The 25,526-nt window shown below is 64.4% G+C and carries 25 protein-coding genes and 1 pseudogene; 10 read left to right on the forward strand and 16 right to left on the reverse strand.

Going from position 1 to position 25,526, the window contains the following annotated elements; all coding sequences use genetic code 11:
* Window positions 1–92 precede the first annotated feature (92 nt).
* Entirely contained in the window at window positions 93–1,724 is a 1,632-nt protein-coding gene (locus EPL01_RS11145; RefSeq protein ID WP_135825334.1) for a potassium channel family protein, read from the reverse strand.
* A gap of 115 nt (window positions 1,725–1,839) precedes the next feature.
* Here EPL01_RS11145 and thiC point away from each other — a divergent pair, with 115 nt between their 5' ends.
* Complete coding sequence (thiC, locus tag EPL01_RS11150; protein WP_135825335.1) at window positions 1,840–3,276, forward strand: phosphomethylpyrimidine synthase ThiC; 1,437 nt, start codon at window positions 1,840–1,842, stop codon at window positions 3,274–3,276.
* 82 nt (window positions 3,277–3,358) lie between these two features.
* Here thiC and EPL01_RS11155 read toward each other — a convergent pair whose 3' ends face one another.
* The 3 genes from EPL01_RS11155 to EPL01_RS11165 all read right to left on the reverse strand — a co-directional run bounded on the left by EPL01_RS11155 (window position 3,359) and on the right by EPL01_RS11165 (window position 4,695).
* Complete coding sequence (locus EPL01_RS11155; protein WP_135825336.1) at window positions 3,359–3,961, reverse strand: hypothetical protein; 603 nt, start codon at window positions 3,959–3,961, stop codon at window positions 3,359–3,361.
* An 88-nt stretch (window positions 3,962–4,049) separates the two neighbouring features.
* Window positions 4,050–4,358, reverse strand: coding sequence for a nucleoside triphosphate pyrophosphohydrolase (locus tag EPL01_RS11160; protein ID WP_135825337.1), 309 nt, complete (start codon window positions 4,356–4,358; stop codon window positions 4,050–4,052).
* A 55-nt stretch (window positions 4,359–4,413) separates the two neighbouring features.
* Window positions 4,414–4,695: a winged helix-turn-helix domain-containing protein gene (locus EPL01_RS11165; RefSeq protein ID WP_135825338.1), complete on the reverse strand. Its 282-nt coding sequence runs from the start codon at window positions 4,693–4,695 to the stop codon at window positions 4,414–4,416.
* A 150-nt stretch (window positions 4,696–4,845) separates the two neighbouring features.
* Here EPL01_RS11165 and EPL01_RS11170 point away from each other — a divergent pair, with 150 nt between their 5' ends.
* Window positions 4,846–5,643 (forward strand): creatininase family protein, encoded by a 798-nt coding sequence (locus EPL01_RS11170; RefSeq protein ID WP_135825339.1) that lies wholly within the window; start codon window positions 4,846–4,848, stop codon window positions 5,641–5,643.
* Between the two features lie 2 nt (window positions 5,644–5,645).
* On the opposite strand, the gene EPL01_RS11175 is transcribed toward EPL01_RS11170, so the two are convergent.
* Window positions 5,646–6,680, reverse strand: a complete 1,035-nt coding sequence (locus EPL01_RS11175; protein ID WP_135825340.1) for a hypothetical protein — start codon at window positions 6,678–6,680, stop codon at window positions 5,646–5,648.
* 119 nt (window positions 6,681–6,799) lie between these two features.
* Here EPL01_RS11175 and EPL01_RS11180 point away from each other — a divergent pair, with 119 nt between their 5' ends.
* Window positions 6,800–7,216: a hypothetical protein gene (locus tag EPL01_RS11180; RefSeq protein WP_135825341.1), complete on the forward strand. Its 417-nt coding sequence runs from the start codon at window positions 6,800–6,802 to the stop codon at window positions 7,214–7,216.
* 72 nt (window positions 7,217–7,288) lie between these two features.
* On the forward strand, window positions 7,289–8,071 hold the full coding sequence (locus tag EPL01_RS11185; RefSeq protein ID WP_135825342.1) for an SDR family NAD(P)-dependent oxidoreductase: 783 nt from the start codon (window positions 7,289–7,291) through the stop codon (window positions 8,069–8,071).
* Window positions 8,072–8,179: 108 nt separating this feature from the next.
* On the opposite strand, the gene EPL01_RS11190 is transcribed toward EPL01_RS11185, so the two are convergent.
* Entirely contained in the window at window positions 8,180–8,842 is a 663-nt protein-coding gene (locus EPL01_RS11190) for an O-methyltransferase (RefSeq protein WP_135825343.1), read from the reverse strand.
* A 36-nt stretch (window positions 8,843–8,878) separates the two neighbouring features.
* Complete coding sequence (locus EPL01_RS11195; RefSeq protein ID WP_135825344.1) at window positions 8,879–9,460, reverse strand: DUF7282 domain-containing protein; 582 nt, start codon at window positions 9,458–9,460, stop codon at window positions 8,879–8,881.
* Window positions 9,461–9,697: 237 nt separating this feature from the next.
* On the opposite strand from EPL01_RS11195, the gene EPL01_RS11200 reads away from it, so the two are divergent.
* Complete coding sequence (locus tag EPL01_RS11200) at window positions 9,698–10,219, forward strand: GNAT family N-acetyltransferase (protein WP_135825345.1); 522 nt, start codon at window positions 9,698–9,700, stop codon at window positions 10,217–10,219.
* Here the strand turns inward: EPL01_RS11200 and EPL01_RS11205 are convergent.
* Window positions 10,216–11,466: a M20 family metallo-hydrolase gene (locus tag EPL01_RS11205; RefSeq protein ID WP_135825346.1), complete on the reverse strand. Its 1,251-nt coding sequence runs from the start codon at window positions 11,464–11,466 to the stop codon at window positions 10,216–10,218. The two genes, EPL01_RS11200 and EPL01_RS11205, sit on opposite strands and share 4 nt — an antisense overlap.
* A 444-nt stretch (window positions 11,467–11,910) precedes the next feature.
* Between EPL01_RS11205 and EPL01_RS11210 the strand changes: the two genes are divergently transcribed.
* Both EPL01_RS11210 and EPL01_RS11215 read left to right on the forward strand, forming a co-directional pair.
* The gene (locus EPL01_RS11210; protein ID WP_135825347.1) at window positions 11,911–12,441 is read left to right on the forward strand and encodes a 20S proteasome subunit A/B; all 531 of its coding nucleotides are present in this window, start codon (window positions 11,911–11,913) and stop codon (window positions 12,439–12,441) included.
* A gap of 161 nt (window positions 12,442–12,602) precedes the next feature.
* Entirely contained in the window at window positions 12,603–12,839 is a 237-nt protein-coding gene (locus EPL01_RS11215; RefSeq protein WP_135825348.1) for an Rdx family protein, read from the forward strand.
* A gap of 9 nt (window positions 12,840–12,848) precedes the next feature.
* On the opposite strand, the gene EPL01_RS11220 is transcribed toward EPL01_RS11215, so the two are convergent.
* A complete protein-coding gene (locus EPL01_RS11220) occupies window positions 12,849–13,682 on the reverse strand; it encodes a hypothetical protein (protein WP_135825349.1) in 834 nt (277 codons plus the stop codon).
* A gap of 354 nt (window positions 13,683–14,036) precedes the next feature.
* On the opposite strand from EPL01_RS11220, the gene EPL01_RS11225 reads away from it, so the two are divergent.
* Window positions 14,037–15,209: a tubulin/FtsZ family protein gene (locus EPL01_RS11225; RefSeq protein WP_210424127.1), complete on the forward strand. Its 1,173-nt coding sequence runs from the start codon at window positions 14,037–14,039 to the stop codon at window positions 15,207–15,209.
* Window positions 15,210–15,230: 21 nt separating this feature from the next.
* On the opposite strand, the gene EPL01_RS11230 is transcribed toward EPL01_RS11225, so the two are convergent.
* The 3 genes from EPL01_RS11230 to EPL01_RS11240 all read right to left on the reverse strand — a co-directional run bounded on the left by EPL01_RS11230 (window position 15,231) and on the right by EPL01_RS11240 (window position 18,930).
* Complete coding sequence (locus tag EPL01_RS11230) at window positions 15,231–16,856, reverse strand: ArnT family glycosyltransferase (protein ID WP_135825350.1); 1,626 nt, start codon at window positions 16,854–16,856, stop codon at window positions 15,231–15,233.
* Window positions 16,857–17,107: 251 nt separating this feature from the next.
* On the reverse strand, window positions 17,108–18,373 hold the full coding sequence (locus tag EPL01_RS11235) for an ABC transporter permease (RefSeq protein WP_135825351.1): 1,266 nt from the start codon (window positions 18,371–18,373) through the stop codon (window positions 17,108–17,110).
* A 281-nt stretch (window positions 18,374–18,654) separates the two neighbouring features.
* Window positions 18,655–18,930: a PQQ-binding-like beta-propeller repeat protein gene (locus EPL01_RS11240; protein WP_135825352.1), complete on the reverse strand. Its 276-nt coding sequence runs from the start codon at window positions 18,928–18,930 to the stop codon at window positions 18,655–18,657.
* 458 nt (window positions 18,931–19,388) lie between these two features.
* Here EPL01_RS11240 and EPL01_RS11245 point away from each other — a divergent pair, with 458 nt between their 5' ends.
* Window positions 19,389–20,786, forward strand: coding sequence for an NAD-dependent succinate-semialdehyde dehydrogenase (locus EPL01_RS11245; protein WP_135825353.1), 1,398 nt, complete (start codon window positions 19,389–19,391; stop codon window positions 20,784–20,786).
* 6 nt (window positions 20,787–20,792) lie between these two features.
* Here the strand turns inward: EPL01_RS11245 and EPL01_RS11250 are convergent, their stop codons facing one another.
* Together EPL01_RS11250 and EPL01_RS11255 are read right to left on the reverse strand one after the other, a co-directional pair.
* Window positions 20,793–21,314, reverse strand: coding sequence for a halocyanin domain-containing protein (locus tag EPL01_RS11250; RefSeq protein WP_246045677.1), 522 nt, complete (start codon window positions 21,312–21,314; stop codon window positions 20,793–20,795).
* A 99-nt stretch (window positions 21,315–21,413) separates the two neighbouring features.
* The gene (locus tag EPL01_RS11255; protein ID WP_135825354.1) at window positions 21,414–23,000 is read right to left on the reverse strand and encodes an acetolactate synthase large subunit; all 1,587 of its coding nucleotides are present in this window, start codon (window positions 22,998–23,000) and stop codon (window positions 21,414–21,416) included.
* Between the two features lie 135 nt (window positions 23,001–23,135).
* Here EPL01_RS11255 and EPL01_RS11260 point away from each other — a divergent pair, with 135 nt between their 5' ends.
* Window positions 23,136–23,762, forward strand: a complete 627-nt coding sequence (locus EPL01_RS11260; protein WP_135825355.1) for a hypothetical protein — start codon at window positions 23,136–23,138, stop codon at window positions 23,760–23,762.
* Window positions 23,763–23,777: 15 nt separating this feature from the next.
* On the opposite strand, the gene hflX is transcribed toward EPL01_RS11260, so the two are convergent.
* Entirely contained in the window at window positions 23,778–25,133 is a 1,356-nt protein-coding gene (hflX, locus tag EPL01_RS11265; protein ID WP_135825356.1) for a GTPase HflX, read from the reverse strand.
* A 275-nt stretch (window positions 25,134–25,408) separates the two neighbouring features.
* Window positions 25,409–25,526: pseudogene (locus EPL01_RS11270) on the reverse strand (IS6 family transposase); the annotation flags it as partial.

Here is a 25,526-nt window from a genome sequence, read left to right on the forward strand (position 1 = left end):
AGTATCTCGCAATCTCGACTCGTACCGAATCGAAAACATCCCTTAGACAGCTCTCTACGATTGTTTAGAAACTCAGAATGTTGTCGAAGTCGCTAGTTCGCCAGCGTGGTGAACCGGTTGACGCCCTCGTCGGTGCCCGCGACGATGACGTCGTCGCCGCGCTGGAACCGGACGTCCGGGCCGACCTCGGTCAGCACGTCGCCGTTGCGCTCGATTGCGACCACGGTGCAGCCGGTCCGCGCCCGAACGTCGGCCTCCGCGAGGCTCTGTCCGGTGAGTTCGGGCGCGGTCGTCCGGACGATTTCGACCTGCTTGTCCATCGAGATGACCTCCTCCTGTTCGAGGATAGTGGAGGCCAGCATCCGGCCGGAGACGGTCGCCAGCGCCAGCACGTAGTCAGCGCCCGCTCGGTAGATTTTCTGGACGTTCTCGGTCTCCTCGGCCCGCGCGAGCACCTCGATGTCGGGGTTGAGGTCGCGCGCGACCAGCGTTCCGAACCCGGTCAGGGTGTCGTCGGCGACGGTGAGGACGACGGTCCGGGCCTGCTCGATGCCCGCCTCCTGTAGGGTCTCGGGGTTGGTGGTGTCGCCTATCACGTCCACGCCGGGTTTGTCCTCGATGTCCACCGTGGTGTAAGGGACGTTGGCCCGGGCCAGCGCGTCGGTGACGGTCGAACCGACCTCGCCGTGGCCGACCACGAGGACTGTGCCGCGACCGGGCCGATGGGCCTGCGACCGGGTGAGTTCCTTCAGTCGTTCGAGTTGGGTCTGTCTGCCCGCGACCAGCAGGACCGTCCCGGCTCCGAGTTCCATGTCGGGCGAGGGCGGGGTCTCGAACTCGCCGCGAATCCACGCGCCGATGACGTTCGCGCCGGACCGCTCGCGGATGCCGCTCTCTGCCAGCGTGCGCCCGACGAGTTCGCTCCCGCGCTGGACCGGCAACTCGGCGATTTCGAAGTCCTCGCCGATTTCGACCGCGCCGTCGAGTTCGGTCGAGACGGCGGTGGTCACCTTGTCGGCCAGACTCTCGCCGACGAGTCGCCGAGGAGAGAGGACCCTGTCCACGCCAGCGAGTTCGTGGTACGTCGCCAGCTCCGGCTCCTCGACCACGCTGACGACCCGCACGTCGTCGGCGGCCTCGTGGGCGGTCAGGACGATGCTCACGTCCACTTCGTCACTCGCGTCGGCGACGAGGGCTTTCGCGTCCCCGAGGTTGACCCCCTCCAGCGTCTCGACCGACTCGGGGTCGCCGTGGACGACCGAGTAGCCCGACTCGTAGAGGTCCATCGCGGTCTCGCGGTCGGGTTCCACGATGACGTACTCGACGTCCCACGAGTCCAACTCGGAGATGAGCGTCTCGGCCCGCGGCGAGTAGGTGCAGATGACGACGTGGTCGGATAGCTCCTCGGCGGTGGTCGGAAGCGTGGTTGAGAGCGCGTCCTCGAACAGCGGGACGACGAAGACCGGCAGCGCCATGAAGATGAGTACGACCCCGGTCAGGTCCATGAGTATGACGAGGAAGTTCATCTGCGGCGTCGCCCACGGCGCGTCCGACCCGTATCCCGTGGTCGTGAACGTCTCCACGACGACCTGAACCGACTGATAGAACGGCTGAGAGTGGCCTTCGTAGGCGGCCATGCCGTAGTCGTAGAGGAGCGCGTACCCGAACAGCACCACGACCAGCGTGGTGATGTAGTAGGCGGTTCTGCGCTTCCAAGTGTTCATCGCGTGGTGTTTGACGGGAGAGTGGTATATCAGTTCGGGACTCGACAGGCGGCGAATCCGCTACCGTGCGGCCACCCGCGGCTTTTATTATCTGGTGGTATAACCTAGTGGTTGAATGCAGACGCAACGTCAGGCCGCCCGCGAGGGCACGGTTACAGCGGAGATGGAGCGAGTCGCCGAGCGCGAACAGGTCGACGCGGAGTTCGTCCGCCAGCAGGTCGCCGAGGGACAGGCCGTGATTCCGGCGAACGTCGAACACGACAGCCTCGACCCGATGATTATCGGTCGGGAGTTCGGGACGAAGGTCAACGCCAACATCGGCAACAGCGACGAGGCCAGCGGCGTCGAGGAGGAACTGGAGAAACTCCACACCGCGGTCCACTACGGCGCGGACACCGTGATGGACCTCAGCACGGGGGGCGATTTGGACCGGATTCGGGAGGCCAACGTCTCCCACTCGCCGGTCCCGGTCGGCACGGTCCCAATCTACGAAGCCGTCAAGCGAGCCGAGAGCGTCGCGGACATCACCCACGAACTCCTGTTGGAAGTCATCGAGAAGCAGGCCGAGCAAGGTGTGGACTACCAGACCATCCACGCCGGAGTCCTGCTGGAACACCTGCCGCTGACCGACGGTCGGAAGACCGGCATCGTCTCGCGCGGCGGGTCGATTCTGGCCCAGTGGATGGAGGACAAGGGGATGCAGAACCCCCTCTACGCCAAGTTCGAGGAAATCTGCGAGATTTTCGCCGAGTACGACGTGACCTTCAGCCTCGGCGACGGCCTCCGGCCCGGATGCCTCGCCGACGCGGGCGACGACGCCCAGTTCGCGGAGTTGGACACGCTCGGCGAGTTGACCCGCATCGCGTGGGACCACGGCGTGCAGGTCATGGTCGAAGGGCCGGGACACGTCCCGATGGACCAAATCGCGGGGCAAGTCGAGCGCCAGCAGGAGGTCTGCGACGGCGCGCCGTTCTACGTCCTCGGACCGCTCGTGACCGACGTCGCGCCGGGGTACGACCACATCACCAGCGCCATCGGCGCGACGGAGGCCGCCCGCGCCGGGGCCGCGATGCTCTGCTACGTCACGCCGAAGGAACACCTCGGATTGCCGGACGCCGAGGACGTGCGTGACGGCCTCGCAGCCTACCGCATCGCGGCCCACGCCGCCGACGTGGCGAACGGCCGAGAGGGTGCCCGCGACTGGGACGACGCGCTCTCGGAAGCGCGCTACGAGTTCGACTGGCGACGGCAGTTCGACCTCGCGCTGGACCCCGAGCGCGCCAGAGAGTACCACGACCAGACGCTCCCCGGCGACAACTACAAGGAGGCCAGATTCTGCTCGATGTGCGGCGTCGAGTTCTGCTCGATGCGCATCGACCAAGACGCGAGAGACGCCGACGGCGAGATGAGCGAAATTGAGGGCGAAACCGACGTGGAGGGGTCGCCCGCGGCCGAGGTCAATCGCCCGCCGGTCGGGACGCACGAGGCGGAGGGCGACGACTTGCTGGCCGACGTGGACTTGGAGCGGGAGTATCCGTCGACGGACGACTGAGACGAACAATCGTATAGCCACTTTAGAAAATCGATTTCGTTGTCTAAAAAATTAAAAATATTTCTCAGGGGTGGCAGGCGCGCTACGGGTCGGTACACTTGTAGTACGAGCAACACGACGCCCGCGTCGCCACGCGGTCGCCGTCGTACGTCACCGTACTCGACGCGTAGCACGACCCGTCACCGGTCGTGCAGGTGTACTGAGTGCAGTGGTCCGTCTGCGTGGTCGCGTCCTCGCCGAGGACGCCGACTTCGGGGTTGAAGACGGTCACGGACTCGCCGTCGTCGAGGAGCGCGTACGACTCGCCGGTTTCGGGTTCGACTGAAACCGTGAGCATCCCGTCGGTAACTTCCGTCACGACGACGAGTCTGGCGGGGTTGGCTCCACTCTCCACGAACGCAGCACCAGATTCGCCGCGGAGCGGCGCTTGCGGCGACGCCGCACGGTCGGTCGCCAACTCCGTGATGGTGCCAGCGTCGAGGACGCCCTCGTTGGCGAGGAGCGTTAGCAGGTCGCTACCGTGAGTCCCGAGTAATCGCTCGGCCTCTCCTCGTTCGGCGGGGCGGCCCAGTTCGTCCGCGTCGCTTGCTGTAGCACTTCCCGCGGCGAGTCCGGTCGCCACACTCGCGGCGGCAGTTTTCTTCAGGAGCGAACGCCGGTCGATGGTTGTGTTATCACGTGTCATGGGACGGCACACGACTGTTTCTAGTTAAGGAACTAATATTTCTAGTCTAGCTATTTGAATCAACGGCCCCGGGATGCGTTTCGATGGCTCACTCCACGCGCTCTAGAACGATTCCCTCCGCGAACCCGCCGCGCTCGTCGGCCTTCTCCTCGCGGAGCGTTTCGAGTTCCGCGCCATCGAGGTCCTCGGCCTCCCGAATCGCGGCGAGGACTTCCAGCACGTCGGCGAGTTCCTCGGGGTCGCCCGCGTCGCGGAACTCCGCGGCCTCCTCGCAGAGTTTTTCGCGGAGCCGTCGGCGGTACTCCTCGCCGTCTGCGACGTGGGTTTCGGGCGTCTCGCCGCTCTCGCGGATACTCTCGGGAATCCCGTCGCGGACGAGTTTGTCGTACTCGGTCACGGGGCCATCGACTCACGGCGAGAAGGAAGTTGTTTCGAACTGAGAGGACGCAGGTTCAGACCGCCTCGGCGCTCTCGACCGCGGCCTCGCCAGCACCCAGACACTCCTCCACCGAGTCGCTGAGGATGTAGAGTTGCTTGCGAGCGTCGGGGATGTAGACGCGCTCCTCGATGACGTCCTGTTCTTTGAGTCGCTTGATGGAACTCCGGACGGTTCGGGGCGAGAGTCGCGTCCGGTCGCTGATTTGCTGCTGTGTCAGGGCGTCGTCGCTGTATTCGAGGACCTTCACTACCAGTTTCGCGCTCGGTGGCGCGTCGTCGTCGAGACAGTCAGACATCGTGTTCCAAGCGTAGAGCGCGACCGAATTATACGTTTGCTAACGCCGGTGAAACGTGGTTACGTCGAGGTAACCTCCTCGTGAGGAGTGATAGCTTTTGACGCACTTTCGCGGGGAAGAACTTTACTCGCTCGCCGCCCGCCTACCGGTATGTACCTCGCCGACCAGACGTGGCCGGACCTCGCGGACTACGTCGCCGAGGAGTCGCTGGCAGTCGTTCCTCTCGGCTCGACCGAACAGCACGGACCGCACCTCCCGCTCTCGACCGACCACACGATTGCGGAGGGGTTGGCCCGCGAGGCCGCCGACCGGACGGGCTACCTCTGCACGCCGACCGTGAACGTGGGCGTCAGCGTCCACCACAAGCAGTTCCACGGAACGATGTGGGCCGACCCGCCGGAGTTCCGCGACTACGTCGAGAGCTTCGCCCGCAACCTCTCGTACCACGGCATCGACCGCATCGTCTTCGTCAACGCTCACGGCGGCAACCAGACCCACCTCCGCGAAGTCGGTCGTCGCCTGCGCGAGGACGAAGTCGCCTACGCCGTCGAGTGGATGTGGGACGAGTCGATTCCGGACCTCGTGGACGACCTCTTCGAGACCAACGGTCCCCACGGCGGGCCGAAGGAGACCGCGATGATGATGCACCTCGACCCCGAGAACGTCAAGCCCGACAAACTGGAGGAGGCCCGCGACGGCGGCCTCGTGGACTGGGCCAACAGCGACGAGGCGTATATTCACGGCGCGCGCAACTTCTACGACTCCATCGACAACACCGAGAACGGCGTCCTCGGCGACCAGACCGACGCCACCCCGGAGAAGGGGAAACAGTTGTTCGACGCCGCCAGCGAGCAGTTGGCGATGCTGCTGGAATGGCTGGACGACCGGCGATTCGAGGACCTGCTGGCGAAGCCGCACGTGGACCCCCAACCCGGCAGTCGGCGGTAATATTATTCCAACGATTCTAGTATCGCTTTCGCTTGATTAGCTTCTTCTCGAATTCCTTTTGATAGCTTGTCTGCATTGCTGACATTAAAGTCCGAAAGTGTTTCTTCAATTTTATCAACATTTGTGTTTGAGATTTGTATCGTGTCTCCTATCTCGTTTTGGATTTTCGTCTGATTCCGGATTATTTCTTCTAGTTGTTTTTCGGAAGCATACGGTATAGACAGGAGGACTATATTTTTCCTCAATTCATCTTTTAAAGAGAATCGGTCAGTTTCATCAAGAAGATGAGCAAGATCCTTTGTTTTGATTACAGGATCTTCTTCGAATATATTGTTGATTATCTCTGAACCAAAGCCGTCCGTGTCTTCACGAGACTCGTCTCTTCCAAATACTTCACTTAGACTTACAAGAGACAAAAGCTCTAGCCTGTAATTTAGATCTTTTCTACCACCTAATATCTCGCTCTCAAACCAACTTTCTAACTCCGATTTAGATTCAATATCTTGGTCAATACTTCTTGGTGGAATCACCCTAGTAGCACCTTGGAGGGATTGAGACCCAAGTTTGTCAAGATTATCATGAATGAACTCAGCATCCTTCTCAGAGTTGTGCTTTGGAGAATTGAAATGTGTGAGTACTAAAAGTGGAGCTTTGAGCGATTCACCATACTCTTCAACAATATAGGCAGGATCAATCCCTTTTCGTTCGAGAAACCGCTTTAAGTTACTAAATCGTTGGCTCTTTTGTTGCTTCTCTAACTGCACCTCTTTATTTTTCTTTTTAACCTGTTTCAAGTCTTCCTCAAGGTTTTCTTTCTCTCCGAGAATTTCAGCCAGAATCCTTTCATATGTTGCGACACGTTCTTCTTTTCTTGTTAATTGCTTTCTTTCTTTTTCACCACCTGCAAGCGATACCACACCTACAAAAAAGGATAATAATGAGAGGAGAACGGGCATATCTAAAAGAAAGCTTATAATACCAGACAAGGTCATCAAAAAGAACCCTGCGTAAAATAATATATTCTTTTTATTGAACATGATTGGCTTTTCATATTTATTCCCTATATATTTTTCTAAATTCAATGAGTCATAACCGCGCCTCAACTTTAGCAGGTTTGGCCACAGCCCATAACCGCCTCAGAACCCAATTCCCGAACATGGCGGACGACCCGTACACCGACGACGAGTACGACGACACGTACAAGGAGGTCCACGGGGACGAACCCGCGCGCGACCAGTACGCCGGGGAGGAGGCCACCGACGACACCTTCTTCCCGTCGGGCGTCGGCAGTTCGCTCTACCCCTCCGGGTGGGGCATCTGGCCAGCGGGCGACGCCGTGGACGCGACCGCCGAGGAGGACCGCGGCGAGGCCGAAACTGCCGGGAAGTACGACACCGCGAGTGGGACGGGGACTGACGACTCTGAGGATAGTTGGTGGGACGTGGGCCTCATCGGCACGCTCCTCGTGGTCGGTGTCGCGCTGTTCCTCTTCCCCGAGCCAGCGACCTCGGCCCTCGGCATCGGTCTCATCACGCTCGGCGTCATCGCGTGGGTCGTGGACTGGTTGGCGTAAGCCGGTCAGCCGGGCGACCGGCGGGGAGCGATTCGTCGGAACCTACAACCGCCCGGCGGACGACGGTCGGGCATGGCGAACCTGAATCCAGACTTTTCGGACTCGACGGTCGTCGTCACCGGCGCGAGCGCCGGTATCGGTCGAGCAGTCGCGCTGGCGTTCGGAGCGGCGGGCGCGACCGTCGTCAACGCCGACGTGCGCGAGGAGCCGAAAGCCGAGGGCGAGGCCGCGCCGACCCACGAGAGAATCCGCAATTCGGGCGGCGAGGCCGAGTACGTCGAGACCGACGTGTCCGACCCCGACCAGATTCGCGCCGTAATCGAGGCCGCCCGCGAACTCGGCGGCGTGGACGTGATGGTGAACAACGCCGGAGTCTACACCAAGCGGCGCTTCCGAGACGTGACGCCCGAGGAGTTCGAGGAGGTGCAGGCGGTCAACGCCCGCGGCACGTTCTTCGGCACGCAAATCGCCGCCAACGACATGCTAGACCGGGGCGAACCGGGCGTCGTGGTCAACACCTCCTCGGACACGCAGGGCCGGGCGGCGTGGGACCACAGCCACTACGCCGCGACCAAGGGCGCGATTCGAATGATAACCCGGAGCGCGGCGCTCGAACTCGCACAGGACGGGGTTCGGGTCAACGCCGTCGCGCCCGGCCCGGTCGCCACCGAGATTCGGGAGGGCTGGTCCGAAGAGGCCGAGGAGATGGAACCCGAGGGCGAGACGCCGGACCTGCCGCTTCGGGCCGCCGACCCCGAGGAGTTGGCGGGCGCGTACCTCTTTCTGGCGAGCGACGAGGCCTCCTACGTGACCGGCGAGACCGTCTGGGTGGACGGCGGCGGGCACGTCTGCTGACCGCCTCGGCGGAACCGCCGAGGCGGTCAGCAGGAACTGTCTTTCAATTTCTAAGCAATAATTTGCGATGTGAAACAATGAATTAGATACTTCTAACTGCGTATCCCTTCACTTCCGGAAGCTCACCGCGATGCCCTGTCCGAGCGGAATCGCCGATGTCTCGAAGTCCGGGTCGTCGCGGACCGCCACGAGGTAGTCGGCGATGCCGCGGGTGTCCTCGTCCACGACGTCGGCTTTGCCGCCCTCCAGAATCTCCAGAATCGTCTCGAAGTCCTGCGCGCTGCTCTGCATCGCGTTGTCGGCGACGACGACGCCGCCATCTGCGACTTTCTCGCGCACCGCGTCGAAGGCGTCGGGGTAACCCGACTTATGGCAGTCCACCAGCACCACGTCGAAGGGGCCGTCGTGGCGTTGGACGGTTTCGAGGGCGTCGCCCTCCTCGAAGACCGCTCGGTCGGCGTATCCGCCCTCGGCCAGATACTCGCGGGCCTCGTCGAGTTCGTCGCCGTCGTACTCGGTCAACACGATTTCGCCCTCCTCGGGCAGCGCCTCGGCGAACCAGTAGGCCGAGTAACCGAACCCGGACCCGAACTCGAAGATTCGCTCGGCATCGACCATCCGGGCCGCGAGTCGCAGGAAGGCTCCGACTTCCGGCCCGACCGTGGGGAAGCCGATGTCCTCGCCGTGGGCTTCCATCTCCGCCAAGGTGTCGTCGCGGTCGGGAACCATCGCGCGGACGAATCGCTGGGTCTCCTCGGGCAGTAGCTCCATGGAGTCGGATTCGCGCGCGAGAAAAGTTAATACTGGTTACTCGGTCGGTGCGACTCTGCTCGCCGTGGTGGTACTCCGGCGCGACTCGTTGCCGACCGTCACGAACGCGACCGAACTGACCGGCAGGCCGTTGGCCTGCAAGTACGGTCGGTCGGTGGCGTTCTCCGCACCGGCCTGCTGGGCCTGCGTGGCGTTGAAGTCGAACGTCTGGTTGTCGTTGGTGTCGAGGTGCGGGGCCGCGATGACGACCTGCGAGCGACTCAGCGGGGTCGTGAGGTTCACGGTGAGGTTCTCGTGGGTCCCGGGTTCGAGGTACGAGGTGTTGCCGAGGACGGTCCCGTTCTGGGCGAAGACGACGACGTAGCCGCCCGCCGAGAGGTTGGCCTCGCTGACGACGAGCGACGAGTTTTCGACCGACTGGTCGTCGAAGGTGACGTTCGCCGACTCGTTAGCCGTCTCGTTGCTCTGCGTCGTCGTGGTCTCCTGCGCGAGCGGTGCGGGCGAGGTCGCCGCGCTCGCGCTACTTCCGGCGGGTGCCGCGCCGACCGCTCCTGACAGGCCGGTCGTGACCAGCAGTACCGCGAAAACGAGCGCTCCGAACGTCGCGTTTCGTGTCATTCTCCGGGCAGATACTCGGCGTCCCGACGAATAAACGAAAGCGACCGTTTCGCCGCGTTTTCGCTCGTAACGCTCGGATACGTAGATTACGGCCGTTCGAGCGGTCAGTTAAGTTGGACTTACGAGTGTGATCCGAACTGGACGGACGACGAGAACCTGACGAACGACGCGAGCGGCGGTCCGAGGTCAGCCGACGGAACCGCCACGTATATTCCGTCTTCCGGACACTTCTGAGCTATGGTCTCCGTCGAAGTCGCCGAAACCGTCCACGCGGAGGGTATCTGCCGGGTCTGTACCGCCGGATGGCGTGACGCTTACGCCGATGTACTCCCGTCCAGATACGTCGAGGCCAACATTCGTACGTTCTATCGTCCGGAACGCATCGCCGAACAGGTCAGGAGTGACGTAGACGATACGTGGTTGGTCGCACTTGAGGACAGTGATTCGAGCACTGACGAGAGAGTCGTCGGTGCAATCTGCGACGTCCGGTCTGAGACCGATATCGGTGAGGTCTCGGGTCTCTACGTCTCCCCCGAACGACGGGGCGACGGAGTCGGTTCTCGGCTCCTTTCGGCCCTCACCGAGCGCCAGAGCGAGTCTGGCGTCACCGAACAGCACACGTTCGTCTTCGCCGACCACGAGGACGCGCTCGGGTTCTACCGTTCGAAGGGATTCGACGCCGACGAGCGATTTCCGGCCGCGACAGTCGACGGGGTGAATCCCGACTGCGAGTCGGTACGGCTCACGCGGTCGATCTAAGCACCGCCGAGGTCGGCCAGCGCACCGGCCAGCACCCTCGTCGCGGTCGCGCAGTCGTCCCAGTCGGTCCACTCCTTCGGGTTGTGCGAAATTCCGTCGCGGGAGGGCGCGAACAGGAGTCCGGCGTCGGTCTTCTCGGCGACGTGCATCGTGTCGTGGGCCGCGCCTGAGTGGAGGTCCATCGTCTCGATTCCGGCCCGTTCGCCAGCGTCGTGGGCTGATTGGCGCACCCGGTCGCTCATCGGCGTCGGTTCGAGGTCGAAGGGCCGGGCAAACTCCGTCTCGACCCCACGCTCGCCTTCGAGACGGTCGAGACTCTCTCTGGCGCGCGAGACGACGGTCTCCATCGAGTCGTACTCCACGTCCCGAACATCGACGCCCATCTCGACCGCGCCGGGGACGACGTTGGTCGCGTTCGGTCGCACGTCGAAGCTCCCCACGGTCCCGACCGCGGTGTCGCTGGATTCCGCGACGACCTCGTTCGCGGCCCGCTCCACGTCGAGGACGAACTCGCTGGCCGCGGCGAGCGCGTCGGTCCGGTCGTCCATCGGGGTCGCTCCGGCGTGGTTGGCCTCGCCGCGGACGGTAGCCTCGCAGTGGGTGATGCCGGTAATCGCGGTCACGACGCCGACCGGGACGTCGGCGCTTTCGAGGCGCTCGCTCTGCTCGACGTGGAGTTCGAGCCAGCCGTCCCACTCGCCCGCGTCGAGGAGTCCCTCGCCCCGGAAGCCCATCGCTTCGAGTGCCTCGCCGAGCGTCGTGCCATCGTCGGCTTCGAGCGCGAGTGCCTCCTCGACGGTGCGCTCGCCGACCGCGACCGAGGAGCCGAGCAGCCCCGAGGCGAACCGCTGGCCTTCCTCCTCGGTGAACGAGACGACTTCGACCGGGCGCGTCGGCTCGACCCCGGCGTCCTGCATCGCCCGGACGGCTTCGAGCGCCGCGTAGACCCCGAGCGGACCGTCGAAGATGCCGCCCTCCGGCACCGAGTCGAGGTGGCTCCCGGCCGCGACTGGGGCGGCCTCCGGGTCCGCGCTCTCGGGAGTCCACCGGCCCGCGACGTTACCCACGGCGTCGATTCGCACGTCGAGACCGGCGTCTTCGAGTCGCTCCACCAGGTGCTCGCGCGCCTCGCGGTTGGCCTCGGTTCCGGTCAGGACCGTCCGGCCCCGGCCCGAATCTGTCTCGATTCGCCCGAACTCGGCGTTCTCCTCGATGTCCTCGCGGAGTCGCTCGCGGTCTACGTCCATGCCGGTGACTCGCACGCCGGGCTAATGAGTGGTGGGTTAGCGGTAGAGAGGGTGTCAGGTTCCGCGAGACGTAACTTCGTCCGAAGCGTGAAGACGATTTCACTTCCCGGCGCGTGCTGGCGCGGTCTCTCGTGACCGCGCCAAACCGCGCGAGGGACGAGTGGCGTGGTTCGAAAATCGGAGATTTTCGTCATCCCAGAAATCTCCGATTTCTGGAGACAACGTAGTGAGCAACGCAGGCGGTTGGGGAGGTTCGAGGTTTGCGGTTGCGGTGCGGGGCTGTCGCGGTGACGCCGAGGCTTCGGGAGTAGCTAGCTTCAACCGGGCTTTCGCCTTCCAGCTACCGACTCTAACAATCAAATCTGTAACCATAACAAAGCAAGAGACCAGTCCAGCGCGTAGTCGGCAACAACGCACTTCCCCGCGGCCGCCGTCCCCTGAAACATGGCAACAATCGTGGGAATCCGAGCGGACGGCGGCGCTGTCATCGCGGGCGACAGACTGCTCACTCGCGGCGGAACCGTCCAGAGCGAGGAGAAGCGCCACGTCTTCGACCTCGGCGAAGTCGGCGCGGCCGCGGTCGGCGACTCGGGCGGCATCGACGAGTTCGAGCGACGACTCGATTCCGAGGTCGGGTCCTACGAAACCGAGGAGGACGAAGCGATGGACCTCACGCGCCTCGCCAACGTCGCCAGCGACATCGCCGCCGAGGAGGGCGTCGAGGCCATCGTCGCGGGGCGCGACGACGGCGCGGCCGACGTGCGGGGCATCGGCAGCGACGGAAGCATCCTGAGCGACGACGCGATGGTCTTCGGGTCCGGCGCGCAGGTGGCGCTTGGCGTGCTGGAGAGCAAGGACGAGGGAATCAGTCTGGCCGACGCCGAGGAGTTGGCGACGGACGCGGTCGAGACCGCGAGCGACCGCGATACTGGCACGGGTGGGGACGTGGACACGTATCGGTTGGCCGACGAGTGAGGTGTCGTCGGGTTGAGCAATAGTTACGTTTCTTAAGCTCGTGTATAGGAATGTTTGATAACGGATTAGGTTGCTTTCCTCGCGCCGCGTCCGCTGCTTTTCAGTCTCGTTTGCCCACGCATCCGCTTTTAAGTGCGTTCGATTCTTACGTGCGAACGAACATGACGGACGTCGAAATCGAATACTGCGTCCCCTGCGGGATGCTCGACCGGGCACAGGACCTTCAGCACGCGCTCCTCAGCGAGTACGGCGAACGACTGGATTCGGTGGCGCTCGTGACCGGAGATAGCGGCGTGTTCGAGGTGCGTGCAGACGGTGAACAGCTTTTCGACAAGGAAGACGACGAGTACGACGCGGATTCGATTGTTGAGTCTGTGGGTGAGAAGGTTTCGGCGTAACTCTACCCCTCACGTCCTCCCGCCCTCACTCGTCGTCTTGTTTTCCACCGCCCGCTGATACCACGCCGGGCGCTCGACGGTCGTGTTCCCCATCTCCGAGACCTGAATCGTCCGACTGACGACGACCGGCCGGTCCTCGAATATCGTTCGATGGAGCGTCTGCATCGAGTGGACGACGCCCTGCGAGTCCACCAGCACCGTGAACGTGTACTGTAATCTGACCGGCGTCTCCTCGTCCGAGGGCGTCGAGACGATTTTGGTCAGCGTCGTCCCGTCGCGCTCGACCTGGCCGACGACCTCGCCGCCTCCGTCCCCGAACGCGGCGTAGAGGAGTTCCCACTGCGAGGTCGGCTCGAAGCCCGCTCGCTCCCGACTCGTCCAGTGATACGTCGTCTCCTCGTCCGGGACTTTCCGAGCGGACACCGAGTCGGTCTCGTTCGCCCAGACCGCGAGGTCGTACCGTTCGCCGACGAACCAGCGGGTGTCGTTTTCGACTGTCTGCGTACTGACCGCGTAGTACGAGTTCGCGCCGGGTGCGACCTGCGTGACGGTGTAGCCCTGCCCGACCAGCGTGCCGTTCGGCCGACGATACGTCATGCTCGTCGAGAGCGTGTAGGAGACGTTTTCGAGCGTCCGCTGGTGGGCCTCGACGAGCGCCAGCGGGTCCGTGATTCCGGATTCGTTCACGCCCGGCGGGAGGTCGGTCGCGTCGGAGTCGGTAGTTGCGTTCTCCTGCGCTGGAGCAATCGACGGTGACGAAACCGATGCAGTCGTGGACGACGCGGGGACCGCGCTGCCGACCCACCCGAGGACGAGGAGGCCGACCAGAAGTGCGCGCTTCATGGTTCGCTCTTCGTAGAACGCTCGTGACGAATATTTAACTACTGCCTGTCGTCACGTCAGGTCGTCCTAATTTCTACCTGTGGGCGTCGAGAACGCTTCAGGACGCCGAGAGGGATGGCCGGAAAACGGGCAAACGGCGGGGCGACGCGGGAGCGAGTGGGTTACGCCCCACCTGACGCCGCGAGTTATCGCTTCGGGGACAAAACCGTACTGAGGATTTATACCGATACCCGTGGTTTCCCCCCGCGGGGGCTACGGAATGTATACCAACCAGTACGGGGGTAGTTTCGGAGTTACAGGTGCTGTCAGCGGCGACGACAGGCACCGATTGAATTACGCGACGGAGGGGTCGCCGTGAAGTTAGCGATGGTCGGCTTCGGGCAGGCCGGTGGCAAAATCGTAGACAAGTTCATCGAGTACGACCGGCGCACCGGCAGCGAGGCCGTGCGCTCGGCAGTCGCGGTCAACACCGCGAAGGCCGACCTGATGGGACTGGAGTACGTGCCCGAGGAGAATCAGGTCCTCATCGGCCAGTCCCGCGTCAAGGGCCACGGCGTCGGCGCGGACAACGAGTTGGGTGCCGAAATCGCCGAGGAGGACATAGACGAGATTCAAGGCGCGGTGGACAACGTTCCAATCCACGACATCGACGCCTTCCTCATCGTCGCGGGGATGGGCGGCGGCACCGGTTCCGGCGGCGCGCCGGTCCTCGCCAAGTACCTCAAGCGCATCTACACCGAACCGGTCTACGGTCTGGGCATCCTGCCGGGCAGAGACGAGGGCGGCATCTACACGCTCAACGCCGCGCGGTCCTTCCAGACGTTCACCCGCGAGGTGGACAACCTGCTGGTGTTCGACAACGACGCGTGGCGAGAATCGGGTGAGAGCGTCGGGTCGGGCTACGACCGCATCAACGAGGAGATCGTCAAGCGATTCGGCATCCTGTTCGGCGCGGGGGAAGTCGAGCGCGGCGACGCGGTCGGCGAGAGCGTCGTGGACTCCAGCGAAATCATCAACACGCTCGACACCGGCGGCGTCTCGACCGTGGGCTACGCCGCCGAGGAGGTGGACAACCCCTCGGGCGGCCTCCTCTCGCGGTTCAAGAGCGACGGGACCGACGAGGTGGACTCGACTCACGCGACCAATCGGATTACCAGCCTCGTCAGAAAAGCCGCGCTGGGGCGACTCACCCTGCCCTGCGAAATCGACAGCGCGGAGCGTTCCCTGCTGGTCGCCAGCGGGCCGCCGGAGTACCTGAACCGGAAGGGCGTCGAGAAGGGTCGCAAGTGGCTCGAAAACCAGACCGGGTCGATGGAGGTCAGAGGCGGCGACTACCCGGTCGGCGGGTCCCAGCAGGTGGCGGGCGTCGTCCTCCTGTCGGGCGTCTCGGAGGTGCCCCGCGTCGAGGAGCTACAGGACGTGGCAATCGAGACGCAGGACAACATCGACGAGATTCGCCAAGAGAGCGAGGAGAAGACGACTGATTTGATCAAGGACGACGAGGACGAGTTAGACCCGCTGTTCTGAGCCGCTGAACTTCCGTTTTCGTCAATTTCCGCCCTGTTCGTTCGAGTTCTTATCGCCTTGCTCCCCGCCCATCACCTCGAAGACGATGACGCCGTCGTTCTCGTAGACCGTCCGGTAGCGCGGCGAGAGGTGCATCGACATCGCCAGTCTGCTGGTGCGCTGGTACTGCATCCCCCGGACCGTGAACTTACCTTTCGGCAGGTAGATGTAGTCCGGATTGACCCCGGCGCTGGAGAGCGTCTGGGACATGCAGTGGGCGCTGTTACACGACGAGATATCCCGGAAGAGGCCCAGTTGGCGGTTGTACGGTTCGTGGCCCTCCCACTCGACGCCCCACGGCCCGACCAGCATCGAGCGGTCTGCCTGCTGTGGGAACCACTCGGCGGCGTCGCCCTGCACGACGAAGGTGGCGCTTGGCTTGGTATTCTTCTCGGCCCACTCCATCGCCTCAACGTCGTCGTGGGTGATGAACTGCGGGAGCGACGGACTACCAGCGTGGGCGTCCATCTCGCTGGTCGTGTACATCGCGCCACCGGCGAGGCCGACCGTGGCGATGAGGACCAGCGCGACCGTGACGACTCCTCGGCGACCCACGCCGAGGCGGGACTCGCGCTTGAGCCATACCCCGACACACTCCAGCAGGAAGACCGCGGTGATGAACGACCCGACGACCAGCGAGAAGCGGGCCTTCCCGATGACGACCGTCACCGCGAGGAACCAGACCGGGAGGAAGAAGCGTCGCTCCTTCAGGAGGTAGACGATGCCGAGCGCGGGGACGAGCGACCAGAGGGTTCCGAGGAACGCGCTCTCGACCGGGATACTCAGAAGCGCGGAGACCGACGGGATGCCGCCGCCGATGCCGCCGTGGGTGCCCGCCGCGGCGGTGAACACGTCGACGCCGTGGTAAGCCATGACCTGCGTCCACCACGGCGCGGCCAGAAGCAGGCCGCCGAAGCCGACGACCGCGCCCCAGACGAGTCCCTTCAGGGTGCGGTCGAACTGGACGAACAGCAGGAAGTACGACAGCGCGAAGAAGACGGTGTAGACCGGATGAGTCAGCACCGTCAGCGTGAACAGTACGAGCGAGGGCACCATCCACCGGGGGTCGCGGTCCTGATACAGCCGAAGTCCCGAGTAGATGCCCGACAGCGCGAACAGGAAGGCGGGGGCGCGGACGATGCCGCCCGCCGAGATGTGCCACTGGAGGACCGGCGGCGTGACCGCGACGAGGAGACTCGTCAGCGCGGCCTCGGGGCGCGAGTCGAGCAGGTCGCGGGCGAACAGATACAGCGGGACGAGATACGCGACGGTCACGACGCCGGGGAGGTACCGCGAGATAGCGATGGGGTCGAGGCCGGTCAGGTCGCGTATCGCGGCGACCGTGTAGAACATCAGCGGCGGGTACGAGAAGGGGACGCCGTCCTTCGTGTAGTGGGGAATCGACTTCGGGAGGGCGTAGCCCAACTCGGAGATGCGCTCGGCGATAGCCAGATAGAGGCCCGCCCCGAACGAGGGGTAGGGATGCGAGCGGAGATACACGAAAAATAGCACGATACCGGAGAGGAGCGCGGGTGCGAGCCAGAGTAGTTCCTGTTTCCAACCTTGCTCTCGTACCGTCGTCTCCTGTGCGATGTTCTGTTCGGTCATAGGGGGTTCCTGCGTCCGAGCCGGACGCTCGTCGGTCTCGCCTCTCGCTTCTACGGGGGACCCCTTTGTTATCGGGGGGCTATTTCGTTCCCGAATATCGGTGTCTCTCGCGTCGGCGTCGTTACTTGGGAGTTCAAATCGTTCAACGCCCGGTTTCGGCGAAAACAGTTCGAAACGAATAAAGTGTCTTTCGGCCGCCCGGAATCGGGCGAGAGACGTGATACCGCGCTTATAGAGGATTGTTGGCACACCTACTCGTACCGGAGCGCGTCGATGGGGTCGGTGTGGGCCGCGTCCCACGCCGGGTAGAGGCCAGCGAGGACGCCGACCACGACGCCGACCGCGACCGAGGCGAGGAACCACACCGGTTGGAAAGCCAGCGGAAGCCCGATGGCTTCTGCTCCGGCGTACCCCGCGGCGACGCCGACGACCGCGCCGAGCGCCGACCCGAGGACGCCGAGCATCACGGCCTCGACGAGGAACAACTGAAGCACGTCGCGGTTCTGCGCGCCGACGGCCTTCATGATGCCGATTTCGCGGGTTCGCTCAGTAACCGAGACGAGCATGATGTTGGCGATGCCGATGGACCCGACGATGAGCGAGATGACCGCGATGCCGGTGATGTAGGCGGTGAACGTGCTGGTCAACTGCTTGACCTGCCCGATGATTTGGTCCTGCGTCGTGACCTCGAACTGGTAGGACTGGGCCTTGAGCTGTCGAGCGTCGGACCGCTCGCCGAGGTAGTTGTACACCCGGCCCTGCACGGCATCGACCTGTCCGGGCGACTCGGCCTTGACGAGGACCCGCCCGTAGACCAACTGGCGCGTCTTGAGGTTCGGACTCGACACCGTCCGCTCGTAGTAGGGTTGGGTCGGCGCGTAGATTCTGGGTTGGGCCTTGCTGCCCTGCGTGAACCCGGCGACCGCCCCGCCGCTTTTGGGCTCGACGATGCCGACGACCGTCGCGTTCAGCACCTCGCCGTTGGCGGCCCTCGTGAACGAGATGTTCTCGCCGACCGAGACGTTCTCGTTGAACATCCGGGCCGCCGGGCGGTTCAACACCACCTCGCGTTCGCCCATCCGATAGGGTCTCCCGGCGTCGAACGAGATGTTCCGCACCCGGAAGTAGCCCGGCGAGGAGACCGTAATCCACTGTCTCCCCACCGACGAGTTGTTGTACGTCATCGACCCGGCCGCGATGCCGCTCTCGGGCGCGGCGAGTTCCACCCCCTCGACGTTGCGTATCTGCTCGACGTCGTACTGCGTGAAGACCGCCGACCCGCCGCCCCCGAGCGACGGGACGCGACTGTCGCCCGGCGACTGGGCGGTCACGTACATCGTCGCGGCGTTGCCGCCCGCGACGGTGCTGATGATGTCCTGCTGGAGACTCGCGCCGAGCGTGACGAAGGTGATGACCGCCGCGACGCCGATGATGACCCCGAGCGTGGTCAGCGTCGAACGGAGTTTGTGCTCGCGGATGTTGCGCCAACTGATTCGTGCCCCCTCGATGACGTTCATCGTAATCCCCGGTCCCCGTGTGGGGTTGCCGTGGCGCGGATTACGACACCGAGTGACAAAAACCCCCGAACAGAAACGAAGTGTTGAATCGGGTTAGCCGGTTTTAAACGACCGTTCCGTCAGTTTCAGACCGGGTGCGTTTGCTTTCTGTCGTGTCCGAGCGAGTGGTCTGAAACGTGCGGTCGAAACGGTCGCCCGGGCGGGCCGAGAACGAGGTCGAATCCACCCCAAGAACAACTATATATTTACTAAACAAATTAAAACAATCGTCTAGCACGTGTCTAAGTTTCTGTTTCGGCGAGCGCGGAGAGTTTCCCGTTCAGTTTCCCCGCGTAGACGACCCCGTCGGCGACCGACAGCGGCGCGCGAATCGCGCCGTTCTCGTCGTGGCTCCACAACTGCTCGCCCGTCTCGGCGTCGAACCCGTAGATTCGGTCGAGCGCACCGCCGACGCACCCCGCGAGCGAGGCCGAGAGGGCCGCGCCACCGATTTGGAGGAGTTTCCGGCGCGAACTGGTGCCGGACAGAGAGGGCAAAGCGGTGTCGCTGGAGGGCATGGGCCTCCGTACAGCGTCCGGATTTGTAATTTCGTCTGAAGGAATCGGGAAGAGCGAACCACCGGGGCGCGCTCGGCCGACCAGCCGATATGGGTAGGATGAAGGGGCCGCCCGGTCGCGCTCGAAGAGCTTGGTCGCTGAGTGACCTCTATCGGCGCGGGCGGTGTCTCACCGAACGAAGTGAGGTCGTTCGAAAGGCGAAGCCTTTCGTGATCACGAAAACCTCCGATTTTCGGACGATGATGGCTCGGAAGACGTGGTTTGTCTTCCGGTGCGGAGAGCGCCGACATGTCACTCAGCGACCGCGACCGGGCGGGGGCTTCAAAAACGTTCACAGCCCCAATCGCAGTTGCGGTCACGCTGGTTCTGCTGTTTGCTCTCGCAATTACACCAAGATACAGTGATTCTCCTAATCCCGCCCGAAGCTACAACCCGCTCGGAGACGTATCCCGCACGTCATGGACCGATTCAATCCCGCGACTGGCGAGGCGCTCGAACCCGTGCCCGACGACTCCGAGGAGGACGTCGACGACGCCCTCTCTCGCGCCACCGACGCCTTCGAGGAGTGGCGAGAGGTGCCGATTCGCAAGCGCCAGCAACTCCTCGAAAACGCGGGCGACGTCCTCCGCGAGAACAAACGGGAGTACGCCGAGTTGATGACCCGCGAGATGGGCAAGACGCTCGCGTCGGCCGTCTCGGAGGTCGAGAAGTGCGCGTGGGTCTGCGACTACTACGCCGAGAACGCCGCCGACCATCTCGACGACGAGCGTCGGCCGAGTCCGCCCCACGCCGAGGCGAAGGTCTCCTACGAGCCGCTCGGGCCGACTCTGGCGGTCATGCCGTGGAACTTTCCGTTCTGGCAGGTGTTCCGGTTCGCCGCGCCGCACCTGACCGCGGGCAACGTCGGCCTCCTCAAGCACGCCTCGAACGTGCCGGGCTGTGCGCAGGCGATTCAGGAAGTCTTCGAGGAAGCCGGATACCCGGAGGGCGTCTTCCAGTCGCTCATCATCCGCTCCGACGAGGCCGAGCAGGTCATCGAAGACGACCGCGTGGTCGCGGTGACCCTGACGGGGAGCGCCCGCGCCGGTCGCTCGGTGGCGAAGACGGCGGGCGAGAACCTCAAGAAGTCGGTCCTCGAACTCGGCGGCTCGGACCCCTTCGTCGTGCTGGACGACGCGGACTTAGACGCCGCCGCGAAGACCGGCGCGACGGCCCGGACCATCAACGCCGGGCAGTCCTGCATCGCGGCGAAACGCTTCATCGTCCACACCGACGTCTACGACGAGTGGCTCGAGAAGTTCGTCTCGGAGATGGACGCCCTCGCGGTGGGCGACCCGACCGACGACGAGACAGACCTCGGTCCGCAGGCCCGCGAGGACCTGATGGAGACGCTCCACGAGCAGGTACAGGACACCGTCGAGGAGGGCGCGACCCTCGAACTCGGCGGCGAACCCCTCGACCGCGAGGGGTTCTACTACCCGCCGACGGTCCTGACCGACGTGCCCCGCGACTCGGTGGCGGCCTGCGAGGAGGTCTTCGGTCCCGCCGCGGCCGTCTTCGAAGTCGAGAGCGAGGCGGAAGCTATCGAGGTCGCCAACGACGTTCACCTCGGTCTCGGGGCCTCGGTCTGGACCCAGGACCTCGACCGCGGCGAGCGACTCTCCCACCGCATCGACGCCGGGATGGTCTTCGTCAACCAACTCGTCAAGTCCGACCCCCGCGTCCCCTTCGGCGGCGTCAAAGACTCGGGCTACGGCCGCGAACTGGCCGAACACGGCATCGAGGAGTTCGTGAACAAGAAGACAGTCTGGGTGCAGGAGGCCGACGCGAGCGAAGAGGACGTGACGATTGAGTGAGGAAACCTACTCGCCGTCTCGTCGCCGCATCTCCGAGAACGGCAGACCGAGGAGTCCCGCGACCAGCGCCCCGCCGACCCCGAGCGTGAGGAGTTCGTCGGTCGCCATCCCGGAGTCGCCGGACGCGGACGCCGACTCCGCCTCGGTCGCACCTTCCGTTCCGACCGCGACAGCGCCCTTCATGCCCATCCCTTGTGGGGCGAGCAGGCGTACTTGAACACGCCCTCCTCGAAGGTGTGAGAACTGGTGGCCCTCCTCGCCGACCATCTCGGACTCGAACGCGCCGCTCTCGCTCACGACGTTGTGGCTCCCGCCCTTGCCGTTCCACTTCCAGACGACGTTCGTGCCGGGGTCCACCCGGACCGCGGCCGGACCGAACGCGAAGTTACCGTTGTCGCCCTTCGCACCGACCTCGACCGCGACTTTCGATTTGCCGGTCGTATCGACCACGCCGTCGTAGTTCGAGACGTTCTCGAACCACCTTCGTCGGTCCGACGCGCCACCGGTATCGGAGGTCTCCGCGTTCATACTTGCAGGTTCCGCGGAAGGAGCGATAGAAACCCTCTCCGGTTCCCGGTCGGTGACAACCCGGCAGAACGTGTTCGGTGGTCGGGTCTCGGACCGGCCTCAGTCGAGGACGACTTCGACCAGCGACAGCTCGTCGCTCGGGACTGCCTCCGTGAGCGCGTCTTCGAGTTCGTCCCAGCTCTCGGGCCGGTAGGCCTCGATGCCGAAGCTCTCGGCGAAGGTCTGGAAGTCGGGATTCTGGAGTTCGGTGCCGAAGTGTTCGCCGCGGTGTTCGACCTGCTCCTCGGTGATGAGACCGTACTCGTCGTCGCGGAACAGCAGGATGGTGTACTCCCGGCCCATCCGGGTCGCGGTCTCGATTTCCGCGGCGTTCATCATGAACCCGCCGTCGCCCGTCGCGGCGACGACGTTCGCGTCGGTTGCGAGGTCGGCCGCGAGGCCGCCGGGGACCGAGATGCCCATCGAGGCCAGCCCGTTCGAGATGATGCAGGTGTTGGGTTCGTAGGTCACGAAGTTCTGAGCGATGGCCATCTTGTGGCTCCCGACGTCCGAGAGGAGGACGTCCTCGGCGTCCATCGCGTCTCGGAGGTACGGCAGGACCGCCTTGACGGTGAAGGCGTCGCCCTCGTCGGGTTCCGGGGACACGTCGGCGAGGATGTGTTCTCTGAGGTCGTCGTACCACCCGCGTTCGAACTCGGCGTCGATTTCCTCACAGCAGGCGTCGAGTTCGCGGACGGCCGCCGCGATGTCCGAGACGACTTCCACGTCCGGGTTGTAGTGTTCGTAGACCTCGGCGGGTTCGCTGTCCACGTGGACGATGGTGGTGTCCTTCTCGGGGTTCCAGTCGGCGGGGTCGTGTTCGGCGATGTCGTAGCCGACCGTTATCACGAGGTCCGACGACTCGATGGCGTCGGAGGCCTCCTCGTGTTCGCCCGAGTCGAGCGTGAGCAGGGAGTGTTCGTCGTCGTCCGAGACCGCGCCCTTGCCCATGTAGGTCGCCGCGACCGGGAGGTCGTAGCTCTCGACGAACGCCCGGAGGTCGTCGCTGGCGTCGGTCCGGACCGCGCCGTTGCCCGCGATGACGATGGGTCGCTCGGCGTCGGCCAGCAACTCGCGTACCTTGTCGATGGATGGCACGTCGGGTTCGGGCCGCCGGACGCGCTGGCGGGGTTCCATCGGTTCCACGTCGCAGTCCTCGTCGGCCACGTCCTCGGGGAGTTCGAGGTGGGTCGCGCCGGGCTTCTCGTACTCGGCGGTCTTGAACGCTTTCCGGACCGACTCGTGGACGATGCCGGGGTCGGAAATCTGGGCGTTCCACTTCGTCACCGGCGCGAACATCTCCACCACGTCGAGTTTCTGGTGGCTCTCGACGTGGAGGCTTTCGAGGCCGCCCTGCCCGGTGATGGCCACGAGCGGGGCTTTGTCGAGGTTGGCGTCGGCGACCCCCGTCAGCAGGTTGGTCGCGCCCGGCCCGAGCGTCGAGAGACACACCCCCGCGTCGCCGGTCAGTCGGCCGTACACGTCGGCCATGAAGGCCGCGCCCTGCTCGTGACGCACCGGGACGAAGGTGACGTCCGAGTCCCGGAGCGCGAACATGGTGGCTTCGTTCTCCTCGCCCGGAAGCCCGAAGACGTGTTCGACGCCTTCCTGTTCGAGTCCGGCCACGAGGACCGCTGCGGTGTTCATGGAACCCGAGTACGGTTTCGCGCCTCAAAGGTTCCATTGCCGAATCGGTGGTCCGGGAGCGTCCGACGCCGACCCCAGCGAATCGAGGGAGACTCACGTCAACTTTCAAGCCATTCGGCTACGATACCAGAACCGATGGGACTCATCCAGCGACTGCTCGGCGACGGCGACGAGGAGGAACAGCGAATCGAAGACGCCCGCGAGAGCGCCGACGACGCGCTCCGGAATAGCGCCGACCCGGACGCCCACGGAATCGAAGACGCCGCCGTGACCGGCGTCGCGGTGGTCAACGAGGGACCCGACGAGGAGCCCGTCACGGTCCCCATCGCGCGGTTCTCGCTCGGCGAGGACGTGGAAGACCCCGACTACGACACGGTCTGGGAGCTGGTCGGCGAGGCGCTCCGCGCCCTCGAACCGGCCTTCGAGGACGTCTTCGTCCGCCACTTCGACGTGCAGTTCACGTTCGACGGCGACGAGTTATTCGAGGCCGAGGAGTGTCGCCGAGTCGCGGTCACGACCGACCTCGCAAATCGGTTCGTCTCGGACCCCGGATTCGGCGTACAGGCGCTCCGCGAGGCGATGACGGACGGCCACGACATCGACGACGAGGTCGCGCCGGTCGCGTGGGGCGAGTGCAAGGACTACAGCCAGAACTCCGGGATGGCCGTGGTCGCGGGCGGCGGTGCGGCTGGTGCCAGCGCGGCGGCCTGTGCCGGTGCGGGCAGTGGGGCGGCCGGGTGCGGCGGTGCTGGCGGGGTCTGACCCGACGGTACACCGTCAGGCTTCGACTTCGAAACCGTCGGCCTTCGCCCGCGCTTTCTCGACTATCGACTCCTTGGCCTCGAACTCGACGCGCACCTCGTCGTCGCGGTACGCCACCTCCGAGACCGACGCCCGGTCGTAGAGCCACGAGACCAGACTCATCGCCGCGTCGTCGTTCGGAAGCACGAGTTCGGCCTCGCGGCGGTCGGCCAGCGCGTCGCCGATTCGCTCGCGGAGCGTGTCCAGATTTCGCCCCTCGGTCGCGCTGACCGGTACGGGGTTGGCCGAGCATTCCACGTCGGCGTTCCCCGCGACTTTCCGGACAACCGCCTCGCGCTCGCCCAGTTCCGACTCCGAGAGGAGGTCTGCCTTGTTCAGGACCGGAATCACCTCGCCCTCGGCGTCGTCCAGCAGGTCGAAGCCGGTTTTCAGTTTCTCGCGCAACGCCGCGGGCGAGTCGCTGGCGTCGGCGACCAGCGTCGCGCAGTCGGCCGTCTCGGTCGCCGAGAGCGTGCCGTGGAAGTCGGCCACGAGGTCGTGGGGTAGGTCGCTCACGAACCCCACGGTGTCGGTCACGAGCGTCCGTCTGCCGTCGATTGTCGCCCGGCGCGTGGTGGTGTCGAGGGTCTCGAACAGGCGGTCCTCGATTTCGGCCGTCGCGTCGAGGTCCGCGTGGTCGGCCCCGCTGGCCTCGAAATCGAGGTCGTCGGCGAGGCGGTGCAGGAGCGTCGATTTCCCGGCGTTGGTGTAGCCCGCCAGCGCGACGAACTCGAAGCCCTCCTCGCGCCGTCGCTCCCTGCGGGCCTCGGCGTCGTCGCCGAGGTCCGCGAGTTTCCGGTCCAGCTCGTCGATGCGGTCCAACACGTCGTAGTACCGCGTGCCGGACTCGGTGAACTTGTTCATCGACTGCTCGTCGGTGTTCTCCCGAATCCGGGGCAGGTTCCACGCCAGTTTGGTGCGCTCTACCTGTAGCGCGGCGCGCTTGCTTCCGGCTTGGGCCTCGAAGATGTCGAGGACGAGGCGGTGTCGGTCCACGATTTCGGTTCCGTCGGGACAGAGTGCGGCGAGTTCGACGGTCTGAGTCGGCGTGAGGAGGTTGTCGAACACCACCCGGCCCGCACCGGTCTCCTCGACCGTCCGGGCCAACTCCTCGGCCTTGCCGCGACCGAACTGGAGCGAGGAGTCCTCCGGCCGGGTTTGGGTCACTTCGGCGACGACTTCGTGGCCCGCGGCCTCGGCCAATCGGCGTATCTCCTCGGTGTCGGGTGTGGTCTCGGCGTCGGGGGTCGTCTCGGCGTCTGGAGCGCCGTCGTCCGCGCGCTTGGCGATGACTACGTCTCGGGACTGCGTGTTTGCGTGTCGGGATTGCATTGGATGGATTCGATGGTGGGCGATTGCTCGGCGCTACCTCGACTGGTTCTGCGCTGAACCGACGAAATCGCAGGCCCGAACCGGACGCCGCCCTGCGCGCGACGACGACTACACGAACCGCACGACGCTCGCACTGCCCGACTACCGAGAATCGACAGTCGTCGTGGCCGCGGACGCTGGTCCGGTCACCGACGGAGGAGAGAGAGCTTCATTCGACGTGAAACTGAATTGTTCGGTATCTGTAATAAAAGTTGGGTGGGTATGTGACATCGTGTTTAGTTAGTGGAATTGTGCCAGACGGCGAACGCTTGCAACCATGTTTCAGCAGTTGCTGGTTCGACATGGCTAAAACAGTTACTGAACGATGAGGTTCGTCGTTTTACCTCGCGGAAG

The organism is Halorussus ruber (assembly GCF_004765785.1).
GTDB lineage: Archaea > Halobacteriota > Halobacteria > Halobacteriales > Haladaptataceae > Halorussus > Halorussus ruber.

Bases quoted from the DNA above. Each gene is read 5' to 3' on its own strand.
- EPL01_RS11145 (WP_135825334.1), bottom strand. From the start codon at position 1,724: ATGAACACTTGGAAGCGCAGAACCGCCTACTACATCACCACGCTGGTC.
- thiC (WP_135825335.1), top strand. From the start codon at position 1,840: ATGCAGACGCAACGTCAGGCCGCCCGCGAGGGCACGGTTACAGCGGAG.
- EPL01_RS11155 (WP_135825336.1), bottom strand. From the start codon at position 3,961: ATGACACGTGATAACACAACCATCGACCGGCGTTCGCTCCTGAAGAAA.
- EPL01_RS11165 (WP_135825338.1), bottom strand. From the start codon at position 4,695: ATGTCTGACTGTCTCGACGACGACGCGCCACCGAGCGCGAAACTGGTA.
- EPL01_RS11170 (WP_135825339.1), top strand. From the start codon at position 4,846: ATGTACCTCGCCGACCAGACGTGGCCGGACCTCGCGGACTACGTCGCC.
- EPL01_RS11175 (WP_135825340.1), bottom strand. From the start codon at position 6,680: ATGTTCAATAAAAAGAATATATTATTTTACGCAGGGTTCTTTTTGATG.
- EPL01_RS11180 (WP_135825341.1), top strand. From the start codon at position 6,800: ATGGCGGACGACCCGTACACCGACGACGAGTACGACGACACGTACAAG.
- EPL01_RS11185 (WP_135825342.1), top strand. From the start codon at position 7,289: ATGGCGAACCTGAATCCAGACTTTTCGGACTCGACGGTCGTCGTCACC.
- EPL01_RS11190 (WP_135825343.1), bottom strand. From the start codon at position 8,842: ATGGAGCTACTGCCCGAGGAGACCCAGCGATTCGTCCGCGCGATGGTT.
- EPL01_RS11195 (WP_135825344.1), bottom strand. From the start codon at position 9,460: ATGACACGAAACGCGACGTTCGGAGCGCTCGTTTTCGCGGTACTGCTG.
- EPL01_RS11200 (WP_135825345.1), top strand. From the start codon at position 9,698: ATGGTCTCCGTCGAAGTCGCCGAAACCGTCCACGCGGAGGGTATCTGC.
- EPL01_RS11205 (WP_135825346.1), bottom strand. From the start codon at position 11,466: ATGGACGTAGACCGCGAGCGACTCCGCGAGGACATCGAGGAGAACGCC.
- EPL01_RS11210 (WP_135825347.1), top strand. From the start codon at position 11,911: ATGGCAACAATCGTGGGAATCCGAGCGGACGGCGGCGCTGTCATCGCG.
- EPL01_RS11215 (WP_135825348.1), top strand. From the start codon at position 12,603: ATGACGGACGTCGAAATCGAATACTGCGTCCCCTGCGGGATGCTCGAC.
- EPL01_RS11220 (WP_135825349.1), bottom strand. From the start codon at position 13,682: ATGAAGCGCGCACTTCTGGTCGGCCTCCTCGTCCTCGGGTGGGTCGGC.
- EPL01_RS11230 (WP_135825350.1), bottom strand. From the start codon at position 16,856: ATGACCGAACAGAACATCGCACAGGAGACGACGGTACGAGAGCAAGGT.
- EPL01_RS11235 (WP_135825351.1), bottom strand. From the start codon at position 18,373: ATGAACGTCATCGAGGGGGCACGAATCAGTTGGCGCAACATCCGCGAG.
- EPL01_RS11240 (WP_135825352.1), bottom strand. From the start codon at position 18,930: ATGCCCTCCAGCGACACCGCTTTGCCCTCTCTGTCCGGCACCAGTTCG.
- EPL01_RS11245 (WP_135825353.1), top strand. From the start codon at position 19,389: ATGGACCGATTCAATCCCGCGACTGGCGAGGCGCTCGAACCCGTGCCC.
- EPL01_RS11250 (WP_246045677.1), bottom strand. From the start codon at position 21,314: ATGAACGCGGAGACCTCCGATACCGGTGGCGCGTCGGACCGACGAAGG.
- EPL01_RS11255 (WP_135825354.1), bottom strand. From the start codon at position 23,000: ATGAACACCGCAGCGGTCCTCGTGGCCGGACTCGAACAGGAAGGCGTC.
- EPL01_RS11260 (WP_135825355.1), top strand. From the start codon at position 23,136: ATGGGACTCATCCAGCGACTGCTCGGCGACGGCGACGAGGAGGAACAG.
- hflX (WP_135825356.1), bottom strand. From the start codon at position 25,133: ATGCAATCCCGACACGCAAACACGCAGTCCCGAGACGTAGTCATCGCC.